Raw genomic sequence first — 14,918 nt, 5'->3', positions numbered from 1 at the left:
GTGTGCGTGCGGCTGTCAGCGTCGTGCGACGCTCGACCGCCGCTTCACGGAGACCGCGGTCGCAAGCCCACCGCCGACGATCAGTGCGGCCGCGAGGGCGAGGAAGCCCGACCCGTCGCCGCCACCCGTCAGCGCCAGCTCTCCAGGCATCGTGGCCGACGCGGGCGTGCGGGTCGGGGTCGGCGTGGGCGTCGCGGTCGGGGTCGGCGTGGGCTCGACGACCGGGATCGGGTTCGCGATGTTGGTGAGCGTGAGTGACACACCCGCCGCTGCTCCGGGCGTCACCTCGAACGTGCCGTTGCCGGCGTCGACGACTCCGTCACCGGAGACGGTCCACGTTCCCCAGCTCACTCCGTCGACGGCGGGCAGATCGATCTCCTCGATCACGAAGGTCGATCCGAGAGGAGCGCGATCGCTCACGACCGGCTGGCCGACGGGCACGACCATGGTCTTGGCCGGGGCGTCGGAGCCCTTGAGGGAATACCGCACGGTGTACGTCGCGGTCTGGGCCGCAGCGGCCTGAGCGCCTGTCAGCGCCTTCGAGATCGAGAAGGTCGTGTAGGTCACGCCGGTGCCGTCGCCGCCACCTGATTCGGTGATCGTGTGGGTGGCCGACGTCGCGACGGTGTCGACGACGGCATGGTTGCCGAAGACGTCACCCTTCACGACCGGACCGTCTGCCTGGGTGTAGTAGAGCAGCTCGTAAGCGAAGCCACCTGCCGGCAGGCCTGAGGCCGTGAACTCGAACGACTGGCCGTCGGCGGCGAAGACGATCTGATACCTCGACGGATCGACGATGCTCCAGTTCCCGATCTGCATCCCGTTCTCGACGGGGCGCTGGCTCAGCCGCACCTCACCGGTGTAGTGATGATCGGCGAGACCCGGGTCGAGCGTGTCCGTGATCGTGAAGGCACCGTCGCTCGCGAACCCGCTCGGAATTCCGACGACCCACTTGAGCCGCCCATCGGTCGCCGTCTCGCCGCCGTACTTGTAGGGCTCGGTCTGCTCTGTCGGGTCGACGGGCACGATTCCCCCGTCACCCGGCAGGTCGACGATCTCGACCGTATCGCCGAGGTCGAACTCGACCGTCTCGTTCGTCGTGGACTGCGAGGCGCGTGCCTGCATCCAGAAGGTTCCCCCGACGTCTTCCTTGCCGTTGACGGCCTCCGTCAGCGTGCACACCATGTCAGGCCCCTGACCGGCGGAAACCATGCAGTTCGCCATGAGCTCGCCGGTCGCGGGGTCGCTGATCGTGAACTCCCCCGCCGCCAGTCGGCTGAACTCCGCCGGAAGCGTCATCCCGAAGGTCTCGCCCGCCTGCGCCCCTGCCGGGACCTTCCACTCGCCCGAGATCCGCACGGTGTCCCACTGATCCAGCGGGCCACCGCCGTTCTGGTTCTCGAGCGACACGTTGGCGATCGCTCCGGGGTATGTCACCGTCGGTGCGGCCGCGGCCGGCAGAGCGGCCCCCAGCATCCCGACCACGCCGATGATCATCCCCACGACCATCGCGACGGCCCCCCGGCCTCGCAGCTTCTTCTCCCCGTCGATCGCCTTCTCTCGGCCGATCGTCCTTCCGTACGCGCGCACGGCAGTGTTCTCCCCAGTCATCGTCATCCCCAGTCCGATTTCGAGTCGCTCCCAGTCGCGACTCATCTAAGAGATCAGAGAAAGGCGATCTGATTACGCCGTTACCGGAATACAGCACCGATATACCGGCACAGGAGGCGACTGGACAGGGCGGAACCGGGGGCTCCTCAGCGCACCGCGCCCGTCGTCAGCCCGCCTACGAGCCAGCGCTGGAAGAACACGGCGGCGGCGAAGACCGGGATCACGCCGATGAACGATGCGGCCGCGATCTTGCCGAAGTGCGGAGTGCGGTCTCCGTAGAACAGCGACAGAGCCACGGGGAACGTCTGCGCATCCACGCTCTGCGTGAGGAAGGTCGCGAGGAGGAACTCGTTGTAGTTGAGGATCGCGACGATGATCCCGATCGCGACCTGGCTCGGCAGCAGCAGAGGGACGACGACCGACCACAGCATCCGCAGCGTCCCCGCACCGTCGATGCGCGCCGCTTCCTCGATCTCCACCGGCAACCGGCGGATGAATCCCTCCAGCAACCAGACGGCGACCGGGACGTTGACGAGGGCGTACACGAGCGTCAGGCCGAGGAGCGTGTTGTTGAGGCCGACCGATCGCAGAAGGGTCAGCAGCGGCACCACGGCGACGATCGGGGGGAGCAGCCACGGGCTCATCAGAGTCGCGCCCAGCGTGCGCCCGCCGGCGTTGTGACGGACGATGGCCCAGGCGCCGGGGACGGCGATGGCCAACGAGACGACAGCACCGCCGATCGCTGCGGCAAGGGAGTTCAGGATCGACCGGGGGATGTCGGTGGACAGCACGTCGCCCCAGTTCTCCCAGTGCGGGGCAGCGCTCCACAGGACTCCCGAGACCGTCTCGTCGCGCCCCATCAGCGACACCGAGAACAGATACGCGAGTGGTACGAGGGTCACGGCGAGCGTCATGAAGAGCACGCTGCTCGCGACGGGTCGCACGCGCGTGCGCCGCTCAGTCATGTCGGGCCTTTCGTGCGAAGAACGCCAGCACGAGGGTCACTGCGGTGACGATGACCGCGAACACGAGGGTGATCGCGGATGCCCGACCGATGTCGAACTCCTTGAGGGCGACCTGCTGGATGAGGTAGGTGGTGACGGTCGAGGCCTGACCGGGTCCGCCCGAGGTCATCACGAACACGAGATCGAAGACCTTCAACGCGATGACGAGCCGGATGAAGAGCGCGGCGATCACCGTGCCCGCGATCGCCGGCCAGGTGATGTGCCGGAACAGACCGGCTCCATGAGCCCCGTCGAGGGACGCCGCCTCCCGCACGGACGGGTCCTGCGTGAGCAGCGCGGCGTACACGAGGATCACGATCAGCGGTGTCCACTGCCAGACATCGGCGAGCCCGATCGCGGGAAGCGCCCACGCCGTCGTCGACAGCGGCGCGAGCGACAGACCGGGCAGCACGGTCGCGAGGAGTCCTCCGCCGGGGTTGAACACGAGCTTCCACAGTGTGCCGACCACCACCGGCGGGGTGATCAGCGGGAGCAGGAGCAGCGTGCGCACGACGGCGCCCGCTCGGGTCGCACGCTCCAGCGCGACGGCGATCGCGAGCCCGAGCGCGACGCTGACGACGGCCACCACGACGGCATAGGCGACCGTCCGGGCGAACGACGCGACGACGTCGGCATCCGCGAGGATCGTCTCGAGGTTCGCCGTCCCGACCCACTCCTGGAACGGCCGCCCGAGCGTCGAGTCGGTGAAGGCCGCCGCGACGATGAACACGAGCGGATACGCGCCGAGCACGATGATCGACAGGATCGTCGGCGCGGTCAGGAACCGTGCTGCGCCCGGCCGCGCGAGACCGCCCGCCCGTCGCGGCACTCGGCCGGACGCGCGGGCGGTGCGCACGCGGATGGCGGAGGCGTCAGCCAAGGATCTCTTCCCACTCGGCCTGGACACGGTCGAGTGTCTCCTGCGCGGTGCCGCCGTCGCCGGCGATGAGCTTCGCCAACTCGTCGGTGAGGATCTGCGCGGCCTGCGAGGCGTTCTCGCCCGTCGGCCAGGCGAGCGATCCGCTCAGCGTCGTGCGGTTGACCCGCTGCAGGTCGGGGTACGTCTCGCCGTAGGCCTCGCTCTCGAGCGACGACTCGCGGTTCGGGTCGATGCCGGTCTGCGGGTCGGCGACGATCAGCTCGGAGTTGACCTCGCTGGACGCGGCGTACTCGATGAACGCCTTCGCGAGATCGGTCTTCTCGGTGTTCGCCGCGATCACCCAGGTGAATCCGGCCACCAGCGACGCGCGAGCCTCGGTGTTGTCTCCGCCGACGGGAAGCGTGGTGACGCCCCACTTGCCCGCGACCTTCGAGTCGGGGTTCGTCTCCGACCCCACCCCGAGGTCGGTCCAGTTCTCGATGAATCCGACCTTGCCGTCGTACCAGGCACCGTTGCCGACTCCGAAGTCGGTCTCGGCAGCCGTCGGGAAGGCGTAGGGCACGGCATCCACCAGCGCCTCAGCCGCGGCGACGGCCTCCGGGGAGTTGATCGTGGGCGTGCCGTCGTCGTCGACGAACTCGCCGCCGAAGCCCGCCAGGCGGTTCGCGTAGGCGGCCCCGAGGATCAGCGGCGACTTCTGGCCGAAGATGGCCGAGCCGTAGACGCCCTCGTCGCCCTCGTTCTCGGTGATCGCCTTCACGTCGGCCAGATACTCGTCCCAGGTCGTGGGCGGCTCGGTGATGCCGTTCCGCTCGAGGATCTCCTTGTTGTAGAAGAGCACGTGGGTGTCGCCGTCGAAGGGCAGGCCGTAGCGGCGGTCGCCGACCAGCGTGTACGGGTCGTTGATCGAGGGGATGAAGTCGTCCGCCTCGAGCGAGGGGGTGTCGGCGATCCAGTCCGTGAGGTCCTGGATGGAGCCGCCCTCGGCGAGGTCGCCGATCGAGACGTACCAGGGAGCCGCGACGTCGAACGTGTTCGCGCCCGACTGCTGGTCGAGAGCGAGGGTCGAACCGATCTCGTCGTAGGGCACGATCGTGAGGTTCACCTCGGCGCCGGTCTCCTCTTCGAAATGCTCCTTGAGCCAGTTGCCCGCGCCTTCATGCGACGTGATGAGCAGCGCGTTCAACGTCTGGCCGGTGAAGTCGCCGTCTGCGCCCTCGCCACCGGACTCGGGGGCCTGCGCCGCGCAGCCGGCGATCACGAACGTCGCGGCCGCCAGGGCGGCAGCACCGAGAAGGAGGCGGCGTCTGGCGCTGCTCGGAAGGAAGGACATGGGGGCTCCTCAGGCATCGGGTCGGGGAAGCGATCGGCGCTCACGCTAGGAGGCCCGCGCCGCGCCCCGCATCGCAGGCGTAACAGTTCGTCGTCGTGCGACGCGCGAAGTCATCCGGCGCAACATCGCTCGGCTCGAGTGGTTATGGTCGCGAAGTCCCTACCTTCCAGAGGAGCACCGTGCCCAGTCGCATCATCCTGAACGCCTTCGACATGACGTGCGTGACACACCAGGCCCCCGGGCTCTGGCGGCACCCCGACAACCAGGCCGATCGCTATCACGATCTCGACTACTGGGTCGATGTCGCGAAGACGCTGGAGCGCGGCAGATTCGACGCGATCTTCATCGCCGACGTGCTCGGCACCTACGACGTCTACCGCGACTCGGCTGCCACGGCGCTCGGCGATGCGACGCAGGTCCCCCTCGGCGACCCGGTCGTGCAGATCTCCGCGATGGCGCACGCGACCGAGCACCTCGGATTCGGTGTGACGGTCGCCACGACCTACGAGCAGCCGTACGCTCTGGCCCGCCGCTTCTCGACGCTCGACCATTTCACGCGCGGACGCGTGGGCTGGAACGTCGTCACGAGCTACCTCGACTCCGCGGCCCGCAACCTCGGGCTCGACACGCTGATCGCCCATGACGACCGGTATGAGATCGCCGAGGAGTTCCTCGACGTGACGTACAAGCTGTGGGAGGGATCGTGGGAGGACGGCGCGGTGCTCCGCGACCGCGAGGCCGGCGTCTTCGCCGATGCGGCGCGGGTGCATCCGATCGGCCACGAGGGGCGGCACTACCGCGTTCCCGGCATCCATCTCGCCGAGCCCAGCCCGCAGCGCACGCCGGTGATGTTCCAGGCGGGCGCGTCGCCCCGCGGACGCCAGTTCGCGGCGACGCACGGCGAGGCGATCTTCATCAACGGCCTGCGCCCCGAGTCGACGCGGCCTGTGACGGATGACATCCGCGACCGGGCCGAGGCGCTCGGCCGCCCGCGCGACTCGGTCAAGATCCTCACGCTCGTGACGGTCGTCGTCGCAGCGACCGACGAGGAGGCCGAGGCGCAGCTCGCTGACTACCGCGGCTACGTCTCGGTCGAGGGAGCGCTGGCGCTCTACGCCGGGTGGACGGGACTCGATCTCTCGCAGTACGACCCCGACGTGCCGCTGGAGTACGTCGACACGGACGCAGGGCGCTCCGCCCTGTCGGTGTTCACCAAAGCAGATCCCGACCGCAAGTGGACGCCTCGGGACATCGCGCACTACGTCGGAATCGGCGGCATCGGCCCTGTGATCGTCGGTGGTCCGCAGACGGTCGCCGACGAGCTGGAGCGCTGGGTCGAGGTCGGCGGCGTCGACGGTTTCAACATCGCCTACGTGGTGACCCCCGGATCGTTCGAGGACATCGTCGAACACCTCGTGCCCGAGCTGCGCCGTCGCGGACGCACCTGGGACGACTACCCCGAGGGAACGCTGCGAGGACGGCTCTCGGGCGACGGCTCCCCCGTCGTGCCCGAGTGGCACCCCGCGCACTCGTATCGCGGCGCCTACGTCGGCGGAGCATCCGCCCTCGACGGCACGCGCGGCGGCCCACTGGTGGATGCCGCGGCCCCCGGTGACGCGGCCGAACTCGACGACCTGACCGCACTCACCGAGAAGGAGGACGCCCGATGAGCGTCATCGCAGAGACCACGAACCGCAGCCGGTGGACGGGCACGGCGGATGCCGCGGAGCGCGCGCACTGGCGCGGAGTCGCCGAACGCGTGGCCGCCGAGCTCGCCACCGACGCCCTGCAGCGCGACCGCGCGAACGCAGACCCCACGGTCGAGCTCGACCTGCTCCGCGACGCGGGCCTGGTGACGCTGCTGCAGCCCGCCGAATTCGGCGGCGGCGGAGCGCACTGGGAGACGGCCTTCCTCGTCATCCGCATCCTGTCGCGTGCCGATGCCTCGGTCGCGCAGGTCCTCGCGTACCACTACATCAACTCGGGCAACATCGGTTTCGCTGCCGACCCGTCGGTGCAGGAGGAATGGCACCGCAAGACCACCGAGGGGCGCTGGGTCTGGGGCGATTCCGTGAACCCGACGGATCCCGACCTCGAGTTGACCGCAGACGGCGACGGATACCGGCTGAACGGCCTCAAACGCTTCTCGACCGGTGCGTCTGCCGGCGACGTGGTGCTGGCCGCAGCGCTCGTCCGCGGCGGCGAGCGCGACGGCCAGGTGCTGTTCGTCGTGCTCGACCACGACCGCGACGGCATCCGTTATCTCGGCGACTGGGATGCGCTCGGGCAGCGCCTGTCCGCCAGCGGCTCGGTGCACTTCGAGGACGTGCGCGTGTCCGCTGACGATGTGCTCGGCGAACTCGGCGACGAGCCGTTCTCGACGCTGATCACCCCCGGCATCCAGCTCGCCTTCGGCAACCTGTATCTCGGCATCGCCGAGGGAGCGCTCGCGCGCGGACTCGACCTCGTGCGGGCACGTCCACGCGCCTGGTTCCTCAGCCAGGCCGATTCGTACCGCGACGACCCGTTCGTGCAGCGCGTCGTCGGCGAGTTCGCCTCTCGTATCGCGGCCGTGGAGGCGCTGGCTGACCGCGCCGGCCGTCTCTTCGACGAGGTCGTGGACGAAGGAGACGCCGTCACGGCCGAGCGTCGCGGCGAGCTGGCGATCGAGATAGCCAAGGTCAAGGTCGTCTCGACCGAGGTCGGCATCGAGGTCGCGAACCGGATCTTCGAGATCACCGGGTCCAGCTCCGCCCGGGCCGACGTGGGACTCGACCTGTTCTGGAGGAACGTCCGCACGCACTCGCTGCACGATCCGATCGACTACAAGAAGCTCGAGGTCGGCGCCTGGACGCTGAACGGCGAGCTGCAGCCGATCTCGCTGTACACCTGATGGGCGCGCAGACGCAGCGGCTCCGGGCCGCCCTCGACGGATTCCGTCCGCTGTTCGACGAGATCGCGACCGGCACGATCGCACGGGAGAAGGATCACGAGCTGCCGTTCGCCCAGGTCGCCGCCCTGCGCGCAGCGGGCTTCGGTCGGCTCCGGCTGCCGATCGAGCACGGCGGCTTCGGGCTGGACTGGGAATCCTTCGCCGAGGTGCTGATCGAGCTCGCCTCGGCCGACTCGAACCTCCCGCAGATCTTCCGTGGCCACATCGCGTACGTCGAGCACATCCTGGCTGCGACGCCGAGTGAGCGGCGCTCCCGCTGGCTCGAGCGCATCGCCGACGGAGAGCTGGTCGGCAACGCGTGGTCGGAGAACGGTGCCGCCTCCGTGGGGACGAATGCGACGCGCGTGACCCGGCGCCCCGATGGAAGCTGGCGCGTCGACGGACGCAAGTTCTACACGACAGGCAGCATCTTCGCGGAGTGGATCGATGCGACGGTCGACCTCGACGGCACGACCGTCACCGCCCTCATCCGCAGGCATCAGGACGGCGTCGAGGTCTCGGACGACTGGGACGGCTTCGGACAGCCGCTGACGGGCACCGGCACTGCCGTGTTCAAGAATGCCTCGGTCGATGAAGACGACGTCGAGCCGTTCACCTCGCGCTTCCCGTATCAGACGGCCGTCTATCAGCTCACGCTGCTGTCGGTGCTGGCCGGGATCGCCGCCGCGATCGAGCGCGACACCGTCGATCAGGTGCGGGCACGCACTCGCACCTACAGCCACGGCAGCGCCGAACGAGTGGCCGACGACCCTCAGATCCTGCAGATCGTCGGCGAGCTGACGGCGACGAGGGCGACGGCCAGGGCGCTCGTGCTCGACGTCGCCCGAGCGGTGCAGCATGCCGCCGACGTGCTCGGCACGCCGGAGACGGAGGATGCGGTCGTCGCGGCGGAGCTCGCGTCGTCGCACGCGCAGATCGTGCTCACCGATCTGGTTCCTCGTGCGGCCTCGCGACTGTTCGACACGCTCGGCGCGTCTGCTGTGAGGTCGGGCACCGCTCTCGACCGCCACTGGCGGAACGCTCGCACCGTGTCATCGCACAACCCGTGGATCTTCAAGGCCCGACAGCTCGGCGATCATGCCGTGAACGGCCGGACGCCCGAGTTCGTCTGGTCGGTCGGGCAGGGGAAGGTTCTGGAGGCGATCACGGCCGAGCGCTGAGTCGTTCGCCGAGGCTGCCCACCTCGCCCGTCTCGAGGCGGAGGGAACGACGCAGGCACCCGGTTCTCTGGCCGAAGCCGCATGAGCCGGGTGCCTCGTGAACCACGTCCCTCGAGCTACTCGATGGGAAGATCGTCGACGGAATGCGGCGGGATGCTGGCGCTCGTCCGGCGCTGCACCGTCCGGCGTTGCACCGTGCGGAGCAACGCCGTCGCGCCGGTGACGAGCAGGAGCACGCCGATGGTCAGGATCATGAGAGTGCTGATCGTGACGGGTGTGAGGGTGAGCGCCCAGTCGGCGACGCCCGAGCGGCGGTCATCGTCGGCGATGAGCCAGAGCGAGGTCGCCGCCACGGCGGCGAACAGGACGCCCCAGACGATGGCCGCCCAGCGGGTGCGAGGCGGGGTGACCGCCTCGGCGTGGGGTGCGGATGCAGCGGTCGCCGCTGCTGTGCCCGCCTCGGTGGTCGTCTGAGTGCTCATCGCTCGTCCTCTTCCTCAGCCTCGATGAGGGTGATGTCTATCTCGCCGCTGGTCTGCGCGATGGTCACCCGCTGCACGGTCGTCGTCGGTGCGTTCTCGGCCGAGATCGTCTCGGCCACGACCGATTCGCCGTCGCGTTCCGTCGCCGTCCATGTGCCGCTGTCGATGATCGCGCCGGTGCCGGCCTCGACCCGCGTCCAGCTCACGTCGGCGGTTCCGACGGTCGCCCGCAGCTGCAGCTGCACACCGGGGTCGACGGAGATCCAGGTGCTGCCGGCACCCTTCTCCACGACGATCGGCCGCGGAGCGTCGTCATGCCGGTTGAGCGAGATGGAGAGGTCACCGAACGGCTGGCGCACGTGCGCGGCCTCGTTGTTCGAGATCGATGCCCAGCCGATGCTCACGCCCTGGAAGGCGGAGAACCCGCCGGCCACCAGTCCGGCGACGAGCGTCAGCACGGTCGCGAAGGCGAGGAAGCCGCTGCGCCGTCGGAGGGCACCGGCGACGATCATCCCCATCGCGAGCACCAGTGCGGCCGACAGCAGGCCGAGGGCACCGCCGACTGCGGCGTCGCCGTTGCCGAGCCCGACCAGAGCGCCGACGACGATGGCGAGGCCGATGACCGAGGCGACGATCGCGAAACCCGCGCGTGGGCGGGAGGCGCGACGAATGCGGCGGCGCTCCGCGGCCTCGGCGGCGAACACCGCTGCCTCCGCCTGACGCTCGCGTCTGACCTGATCGCGCGCCATGCGTTCGGCATCCTGCTGCCGCCGGCGCCACGCCTGGTCCTGCTCCTTCCACGCCCGGTGCTGGATCCGCCACGCGGCGACCTCGGCCGGGTCCTGCACCCCGGAGGGAAGAGGCGCGGGTGGTGCGGGCGGTGCGTCGTCGATGAACGCGGCCGGTGCGGCGTACACCTCGGACGAGTCGGCGGATGTGGCATCCGCCCCCTCGGCGGTACCCGAACCGCCGAGGGGAACGGATGCCTCCGGGGCCACCGGATCTGCGGAAGCCACCGGCAGATCAGGCGCGGAAGCACCCGGGGTGCGGCTTGCAGCACGCACGATCAGGAAGAGCAGTCCACCTACGATGACCAGCCCGACGATCCAGCTGAAGACCGCCAGCGCCGACCAGCTCTCGTATCCGAACCCGAACAGGCGTCCGGTGAGCGGAGCCGTCGGGATCAGCCCGACGATGGCCATGCCCAGAAGACCGAGCTGCACGGGCTGGTAGTCCCGCCGCAGCAGGTCGCGGACGTGGATCCGGCCGTCGAGATCCGGCAGCAGCGCCCAGGCGAGGGCGTAGAGGAAGATCACCGGCAGGCCGAAGAGCGCTGCGACCACGAGGACGCCGCGCACGATCAGCGGGTCGATCCGCAACCGGGCGGCGATGCCGGCGGCGACCCCACCGAGCCATCCGTCGGAGCGGACCACTCCGAGACCGGCGACCCACAGGAGGAATCGCTCGGCGCCGTGCGGAACGGCCGTCCTCGGCGGGCTGGCCTGGTCGGCGGGAGGCGGTGGCGCGGTCGGAATCGTCATGTGTCAATCCTGTCTCCCCCGGTCGGATCCCTGCCATGGGGTGAACCCCTGAGCGACCCCTGATTCTCTCCAGGGGAGGTCACGGATCCGTGCGCCGGATGATTGGATGTCGACATGTCCTCTTCCGCGACCGCGTCTGCGCGACCCTCTCGCTCCGTCGTGTCGTCGCGTGAGGGAGGAGACCTCCAGCCCGAGCCGCGTCAGGCCCTGACACGCGACAGAGACTGCCTGGTCGCAGGCGTCAGCGCGGGTCTCGCCCGTCACCTGGGCGTGCGGGTGTGGATGGTCCGTGCGCTCTTCATCGCTCTCACGATGTGCGGCGGGGCCGGCATCCTGCTCTACGCATGGTGCTGGGCGTTCACGCCCTGGGCCGACGGCGACGGCACCCCGTCGCGACGGGTGCCCGTGGCCTGGATGCTGCTCGCCCCTGCGAGCCTCGGCATGCTCATCGTGCTCTTCTGGCGCGGCGGCAGCGACTGGATCTCGGGAACGATTCCGCCTGATGCGGCGGCCGTGGTCGTGTTCGGCACCGTGGGGGCGGTGACCGGGGCCGGGCTGTGGGCGACCCTGATCGATCGCACCGACACCGCCCGCGGGCCTCGACACACGATGCTGGTCAGGATCCTCTCGATCGCGCTCCTCGCGATGCTGTTCGGCCTGCTCCTGACCCGGCCTGTCGGCAGCATCGGTGTCGCACTCGTGCTGGTCCCGCTCGCCGGCATCCTCGCCGTGCTGATGTCGACCCTGATTCCGCGGTGGCGCGACCTGGCGGGCGAACGCGTGCGGCGCATCCGTGAGGAGCAGCGCAGTGAGATGGCCGCGCACCTGCACGACTCCGTGCTGCAGACCCTCGCGCTGATCCAGAACAGGGCTGGCGCATCGAGCGAGGCGGCTCGGCTCGCACGGGCGCAGGAGCGTGAGCTGCGAGCCTGGCTGTACGACGGCGATGCCCCGGCCGACAGCGATCTGGCGACCGACCTGCGCGACTATGCCGGGGGCCTGGAGCTCGACTACCCGGTGCGGATCGAGGTGGTCTCGGCGGGCCTCTCCACCGAGCGTGCGAGCGGGGAACTCGCCGCGGCGGCGCGAGAGGCGATGCTGAATGCCGCACGGCACGCGACGGGCGAGGTCTCGGTCTACATCGAGGGCAATGCGACCGACGTCGACGTCTTCGTGCGTGATCGGGGTCCGGGCTTCCGACTGGACGACGTGCCGGGCGACCGCCTGGGCGTGCGGGAGTCGATCATCGGTCGGATGCGTCGAGCCGGGGGCTCGGGCACCGTGCGCAGCGATGAGAGCGGCACCGAGGTGCATCTGCGACTGTCGACCGTGCCGCGGGGCGCGGCGAACGCGCAGATGCCGAACGCGCCGGCGAACACGGATGAAGGCGAGGACGCTCGTGGCTGACAGCATCCGGATCGTGATCGTCGACGACCATTCGATCTTCCGGTCGGGGCTCCGCGCCGATCTCGATGCGAGCGTCGAGGTGGTCGGGGAGGCAGCCGACGTGCCGTCCGCCATTGCGATGATCCGCGAGACAGTGCCCGATGTGGTGCTGCTCGACGTTCACCTTCCGGGTGGCAGCGGCGACGACTCCACCGGCGGCGAGTCGGTGATCCGCGGCTCGCTGCCGACGACGGCCCGGTTCCTGGCGCTGAGCGTGTCGGATGCCGCAGCCGACGTCGTGCGGGTGATCCGCGCCGGTGCGCGCGGCTACATCACCAAGGGCTCATCCGGCGGGGAGGTCAGCCGCGCCGTGCACGCCGTCGCCGACGGGGATGCGGTGTTCTCGCCGCGGCTCGCCGGGTTCGTGCTCGACGCGTTCGGCGCGGTCGCCGGCGAGATCGCCACGACGACCGACGAACTCGATCGACTGTCGGCACGCGAGCAGGAGGTGATGCGGCTGATAGCCCGCGGATACGCCTACAAGGAGGTGGCCGCAGAGCTGTTCATCTCGATCAAGACGGTCGAGACGCACGTCTCATCGGTGCTGAGAAAGCTGCAGCTGTCGTCGCGCCACGAACTCACGGTGTGGGCCTCGCAGCGTCGTCTGCTCTAGCAGGGGCTGTTCCTCGGGATGCCTCGGGCAGCGTACGACTCACACTTCTGCGAGGGCGCGTCAGTAGAGTCTGAGGATGGACAGCAGTGCAGACTCCGGCATGACGCGGCCCCGCCGCGCCAGCGACTTCCCGTATCGCTCCGAACTCCTCGCCAACCTCAGCGCACTGATCCTCCTGTGGGACTCTCCGGCTTTTCAGGGCGACGTGCTGGCGGCCAGCGGAGAGAGCATCGACCAGCAATCGCACGCCACCCTCCGGCACCTTCTCGCCTGGGGCCCGATGCGACCGACCGCCCTGGCCGAAGTGCTCGCGACCGGTGCATCGCACGTGAGCAAGATCGTCCGCCGGCTCGAAGCGGACGGATGGGTGGAGAGGACCACCGACCCCTCCGATCGTCGGGCGACCCTCATCGCCCTCACGGAGGCCGGCGAAGCCGCCGCGCACGGCGTGTACGCGCTCGGCGACCGGATGATCGCCGAAGTCCTTGACGGGTGGTCCGCAAGCGACGTCCAGGAGTACACCGCCCTGACGGCGAGATTCGTCAAGGATGCGATCACCTCGGCTGAGAAGATGCTCGCACGGGGCCTCCTCCCATCCCGGAGGTGACGCCCAGAAGAGGCCGCCTCCGATCCGGGGCGGCCTCTCCCGTCTGTGCTGATCGACTAGAACGACTGCGCGGGTGCGAAGTCGAGCCGAACGATCTGCCCCTCGGCGTCGAGATGGAACTGATACTCCAGCTCGGCGACTCCGCCCGGGAAATCCCCTTCGAGGCGGTACGACGCTCCCACCATTCCGTCCACCTCGCGCGCTCCGAGGAACGTGAGCGTGGTGGCGAACAAGTCGATCGATCCGCTGATCCATGATCGGATCTCATCCAGACCGCGGAAGGTCTCGCCCTGGTCCGCGACCACCGCTGCCTCAGTGAAAAGTGCTTCGACCTTCCCCGCGTCCCGCCCCTGCCATCCGTCGACGAAGCCGAGCGCGGCGGCCGGCAGTTCTTCGTTCCTCAGTGTCCTGCTCATGGTCTTCCCTTCTGTCCCGAGCACCGCGGTGCTCTCCTCGGTCTCGACGCAGAAACCGTCTTACAGGACAGTACCACTAGATACTGTCCCATAGGACAGCATCTGATCAACTCGCAGGCAGCCGTACTCGCGGGCGTCGCCCGGTTCAGCGAGGTTCCACTGAGGAGTCCTCGTCGACGGACAGGGAATGCCAGGTGTCGAAAGTCAGATCCTCGGCTCCCCGGGCGTCTCCACTCGCCAGCAGTGCGATGAGCTGCTCGTGACGCTCGAAGGATGCTTGCCCGTCCGCTGCGAAGCGCGACCGCTCCGCGCGACGCACGACAGGACCGAACTGATCCAGAACCGCCACGATCGCATCGTTTCCGAGTGACGCGACAGGCACCTGATGAAACTCCTCATCAGCATCCACGGCCGCAGAGATGTCTCCGGCATCCAACGCGACAGCGAAGCGGCGGTTGGCCGCCCTCATGCGGTCCAGCTCGCCCTCGTTCGCATTCCCCGCCATCCCCCGGAGAGCCAGCACATGCATCGCCGCGACGACGTCTCGAGCGTCACGAACAGCCTTGGGGTCGATCGCGCTCACGGCGGTGGACCGGCCGGGCTTCGACACCACGAGCCCGCTCGCCCCGAGACGCAGGAGCGCTTCACGCACAGGCGTCCGACTCACTCCGAGCCATTCGGCGAGCTCCATATCCTTCAGCTGCTCACCAGGAAGGAACGTGCAGTCGACGATGGCATCACGCAGCCGACGGAACACATCGTCTCGAAGGAGCGTGCGGTCGACACCGGGGGCCCGCTGAGGAATCGGCATGCAATATATTGCTCACGCCGAACATCACTCGCGCAAGTCGACACGCCCTCTTGAGCGACAT

At 69.1% G+C, this 14,918-nt stretch carries 14 protein-coding genes; 6 read left to right on the top strand and 8 right to left on the bottom strand.

Annotated features, from left to right (window positions below; translation table 11 throughout):
• Positions 1 to 15: 15 nt before the first annotated feature.
• The 4 genes from MRBLWH13_RS01410 to MRBLWH13_RS01395 form a co-directional block, all read right to left on the bottom strand.
• Positions 16 to 1,611: an Ig-like domain-containing protein gene (locus tag MRBLWH13_RS01410; RefSeq protein WP_341956569.1), complete on the bottom strand. Its 1,596-nt coding sequence runs from the start codon at positions 1,609 to 1,611 to the stop codon at positions 16 to 18.
• Positions 1,612 to 1,757: 146 nt separating this feature from the next.
• Positions 1,758 to 2,576, bottom strand: a complete 819-nt coding sequence (locus MRBLWH13_RS01405) for a carbohydrate ABC transporter permease (RefSeq protein WP_341956568.1) — start codon at positions 2,574 to 2,576, stop codon at positions 1,758 to 1,760.
• The gene (locus MRBLWH13_RS01400; protein ID WP_341956567.1) at positions 2,569 to 3,495 is read right to left on the bottom strand and encodes a sugar ABC transporter permease; all 927 of its coding nucleotides are present in this window, start codon (positions 3,493 to 3,495) and stop codon (positions 2,569 to 2,571) included. The genes MRBLWH13_RS01405 and MRBLWH13_RS01400 overlap by 8 nt, the downstream gene beginning before the upstream one ends.
• Complete coding sequence (locus MRBLWH13_RS01395; protein ID WP_341956566.1) at positions 3,488 to 4,828, bottom strand: sugar ABC transporter substrate-binding protein; 1,341 nt, start codon at positions 4,826 to 4,828, stop codon at positions 3,488 to 3,490. Before MRBLWH13_RS01395 ends, MRBLWH13_RS01400 begins: the two co-directional genes overlap by 8 nt.
• A 179-nt stretch (positions 4,829 to 5,007) precedes the next feature.
• On the opposite strand from MRBLWH13_RS01395, the gene MRBLWH13_RS01390 reads away from it, so the two are divergent.
• Genes MRBLWH13_RS01390 through MRBLWH13_RS01380 form a run of 3 tightly spaced genes read left to right on the top strand, consistent with a single transcriptional unit; the run spans position 5,008 to position 8,941 of the window.
• Positions 5,008 to 6,498 (top strand): LLM class flavin-dependent oxidoreductase, encoded by a 1,491-nt coding sequence (locus MRBLWH13_RS01390; protein WP_341956565.1) that lies wholly within the window; start codon positions 5,008 to 5,010, stop codon positions 6,496 to 6,498.
• Complete coding sequence (locus MRBLWH13_RS01385; protein ID WP_341956564.1) at positions 6,495 to 7,721, top strand: acyl-CoA dehydrogenase family protein; 1,227 nt, start codon at positions 6,495 to 6,497, stop codon at positions 7,719 to 7,721. Before MRBLWH13_RS01390 ends, MRBLWH13_RS01385 begins: the two co-directional genes overlap by 4 nt.
• Positions 7,721 to 8,941, top strand: coding sequence for an acyl-CoA dehydrogenase family protein (locus MRBLWH13_RS01380; protein ID WP_341956563.1), 1,221 nt, complete (start codon positions 7,721 to 7,723; stop codon positions 8,939 to 8,941). Before MRBLWH13_RS01385 ends, MRBLWH13_RS01380 begins: the two co-directional genes overlap by 1 nt.
• Before the next feature lie 116 nt (positions 8,942 to 9,057).
• On the opposite strand, the gene MRBLWH13_RS01375 is transcribed toward MRBLWH13_RS01380, so the two are convergent.
• Both MRBLWH13_RS01375 and MRBLWH13_RS01370 read right to left on the bottom strand, forming a co-directional pair.
• Positions 9,058 to 9,423, bottom strand: a complete 366-nt coding sequence (locus MRBLWH13_RS01375; protein WP_341956562.1) for a hypothetical protein — start codon at positions 9,421 to 9,423, stop codon at positions 9,058 to 9,060.
• The gene (locus MRBLWH13_RS01370) at positions 9,420 to 10,964 is read right to left on the bottom strand and encodes a PspC domain-containing protein (RefSeq protein ID WP_341956561.1); all 1,545 of its coding nucleotides are present in this window, start codon (positions 10,962 to 10,964) and stop codon (positions 9,420 to 9,422) included. The genes MRBLWH13_RS01375 and MRBLWH13_RS01370 overlap by 4 nt, the downstream gene beginning before the upstream one ends.
• Positions 10,965 to 11,078: 114 nt before the next feature.
• Between MRBLWH13_RS01370 and MRBLWH13_RS01365 the strand changes: the two genes are divergently transcribed.
• The 3 genes from MRBLWH13_RS01365 (at position 11,079) to MRBLWH13_RS01355 (ending at position 13,630) form a co-directional block, all read left to right on the top strand.
• Positions 11,079 to 12,371, top strand: a complete 1,293-nt coding sequence (locus MRBLWH13_RS01365) for a PspC domain-containing protein (protein ID WP_341956560.1) — start codon at positions 11,079 to 11,081, stop codon at positions 12,369 to 12,371.
• Entirely contained in the window at positions 12,364 to 13,023 is a 660-nt protein-coding gene (locus MRBLWH13_RS01360; protein WP_309686087.1) for a response regulator transcription factor, read from the top strand. The genes MRBLWH13_RS01365 and MRBLWH13_RS01360 overlap by 8 nt, the downstream gene beginning before the upstream one ends.
• Positions 13,024 to 13,099: 76 nt before the next feature.
• Positions 13,100 to 13,630, top strand: coding sequence for a MarR family transcriptional regulator (locus tag MRBLWH13_RS01355; RefSeq protein WP_341956559.1), 531 nt, complete (start codon positions 13,100 to 13,102; stop codon positions 13,628 to 13,630).
• A 56-nt stretch (positions 13,631 to 13,686) separates the two neighbouring features.
• On the opposite strand, the gene MRBLWH13_RS01350 is transcribed toward MRBLWH13_RS01355, so the two are convergent.
• Positions 13,687 to 14,046: a nuclear transport factor 2 family protein gene (locus tag MRBLWH13_RS01350; protein ID WP_341956558.1), complete on the bottom strand. Its 360-nt coding sequence runs from the start codon at positions 14,044 to 14,046 to the stop codon at positions 13,687 to 13,689.
• 145 nt (positions 14,047 to 14,191) lie between these two features.
• The gene (locus MRBLWH13_RS01345; protein ID WP_341956557.1) at positions 14,192 to 14,857 is read right to left on the bottom strand and encodes a GntR family transcriptional regulator; all 666 of its coding nucleotides are present in this window, start codon (positions 14,855 to 14,857) and stop codon (positions 14,192 to 14,194) included.
• Positions 14,858 to 14,918 lie beyond the last annotated feature (61 nt).

It is taken from the genome of Microbacterium sp. LWH13-1.2 (assembly GCF_038397735.1).
Lineage (GTDB): Bacteria > Actinomycetota > Actinomycetes > Actinomycetales > Microbacteriaceae > Microbacterium.
Note: the sequence above shows the minus strand (reverse complement) of the source record. Positions and strands in the feature narration are given on the sequence as shown.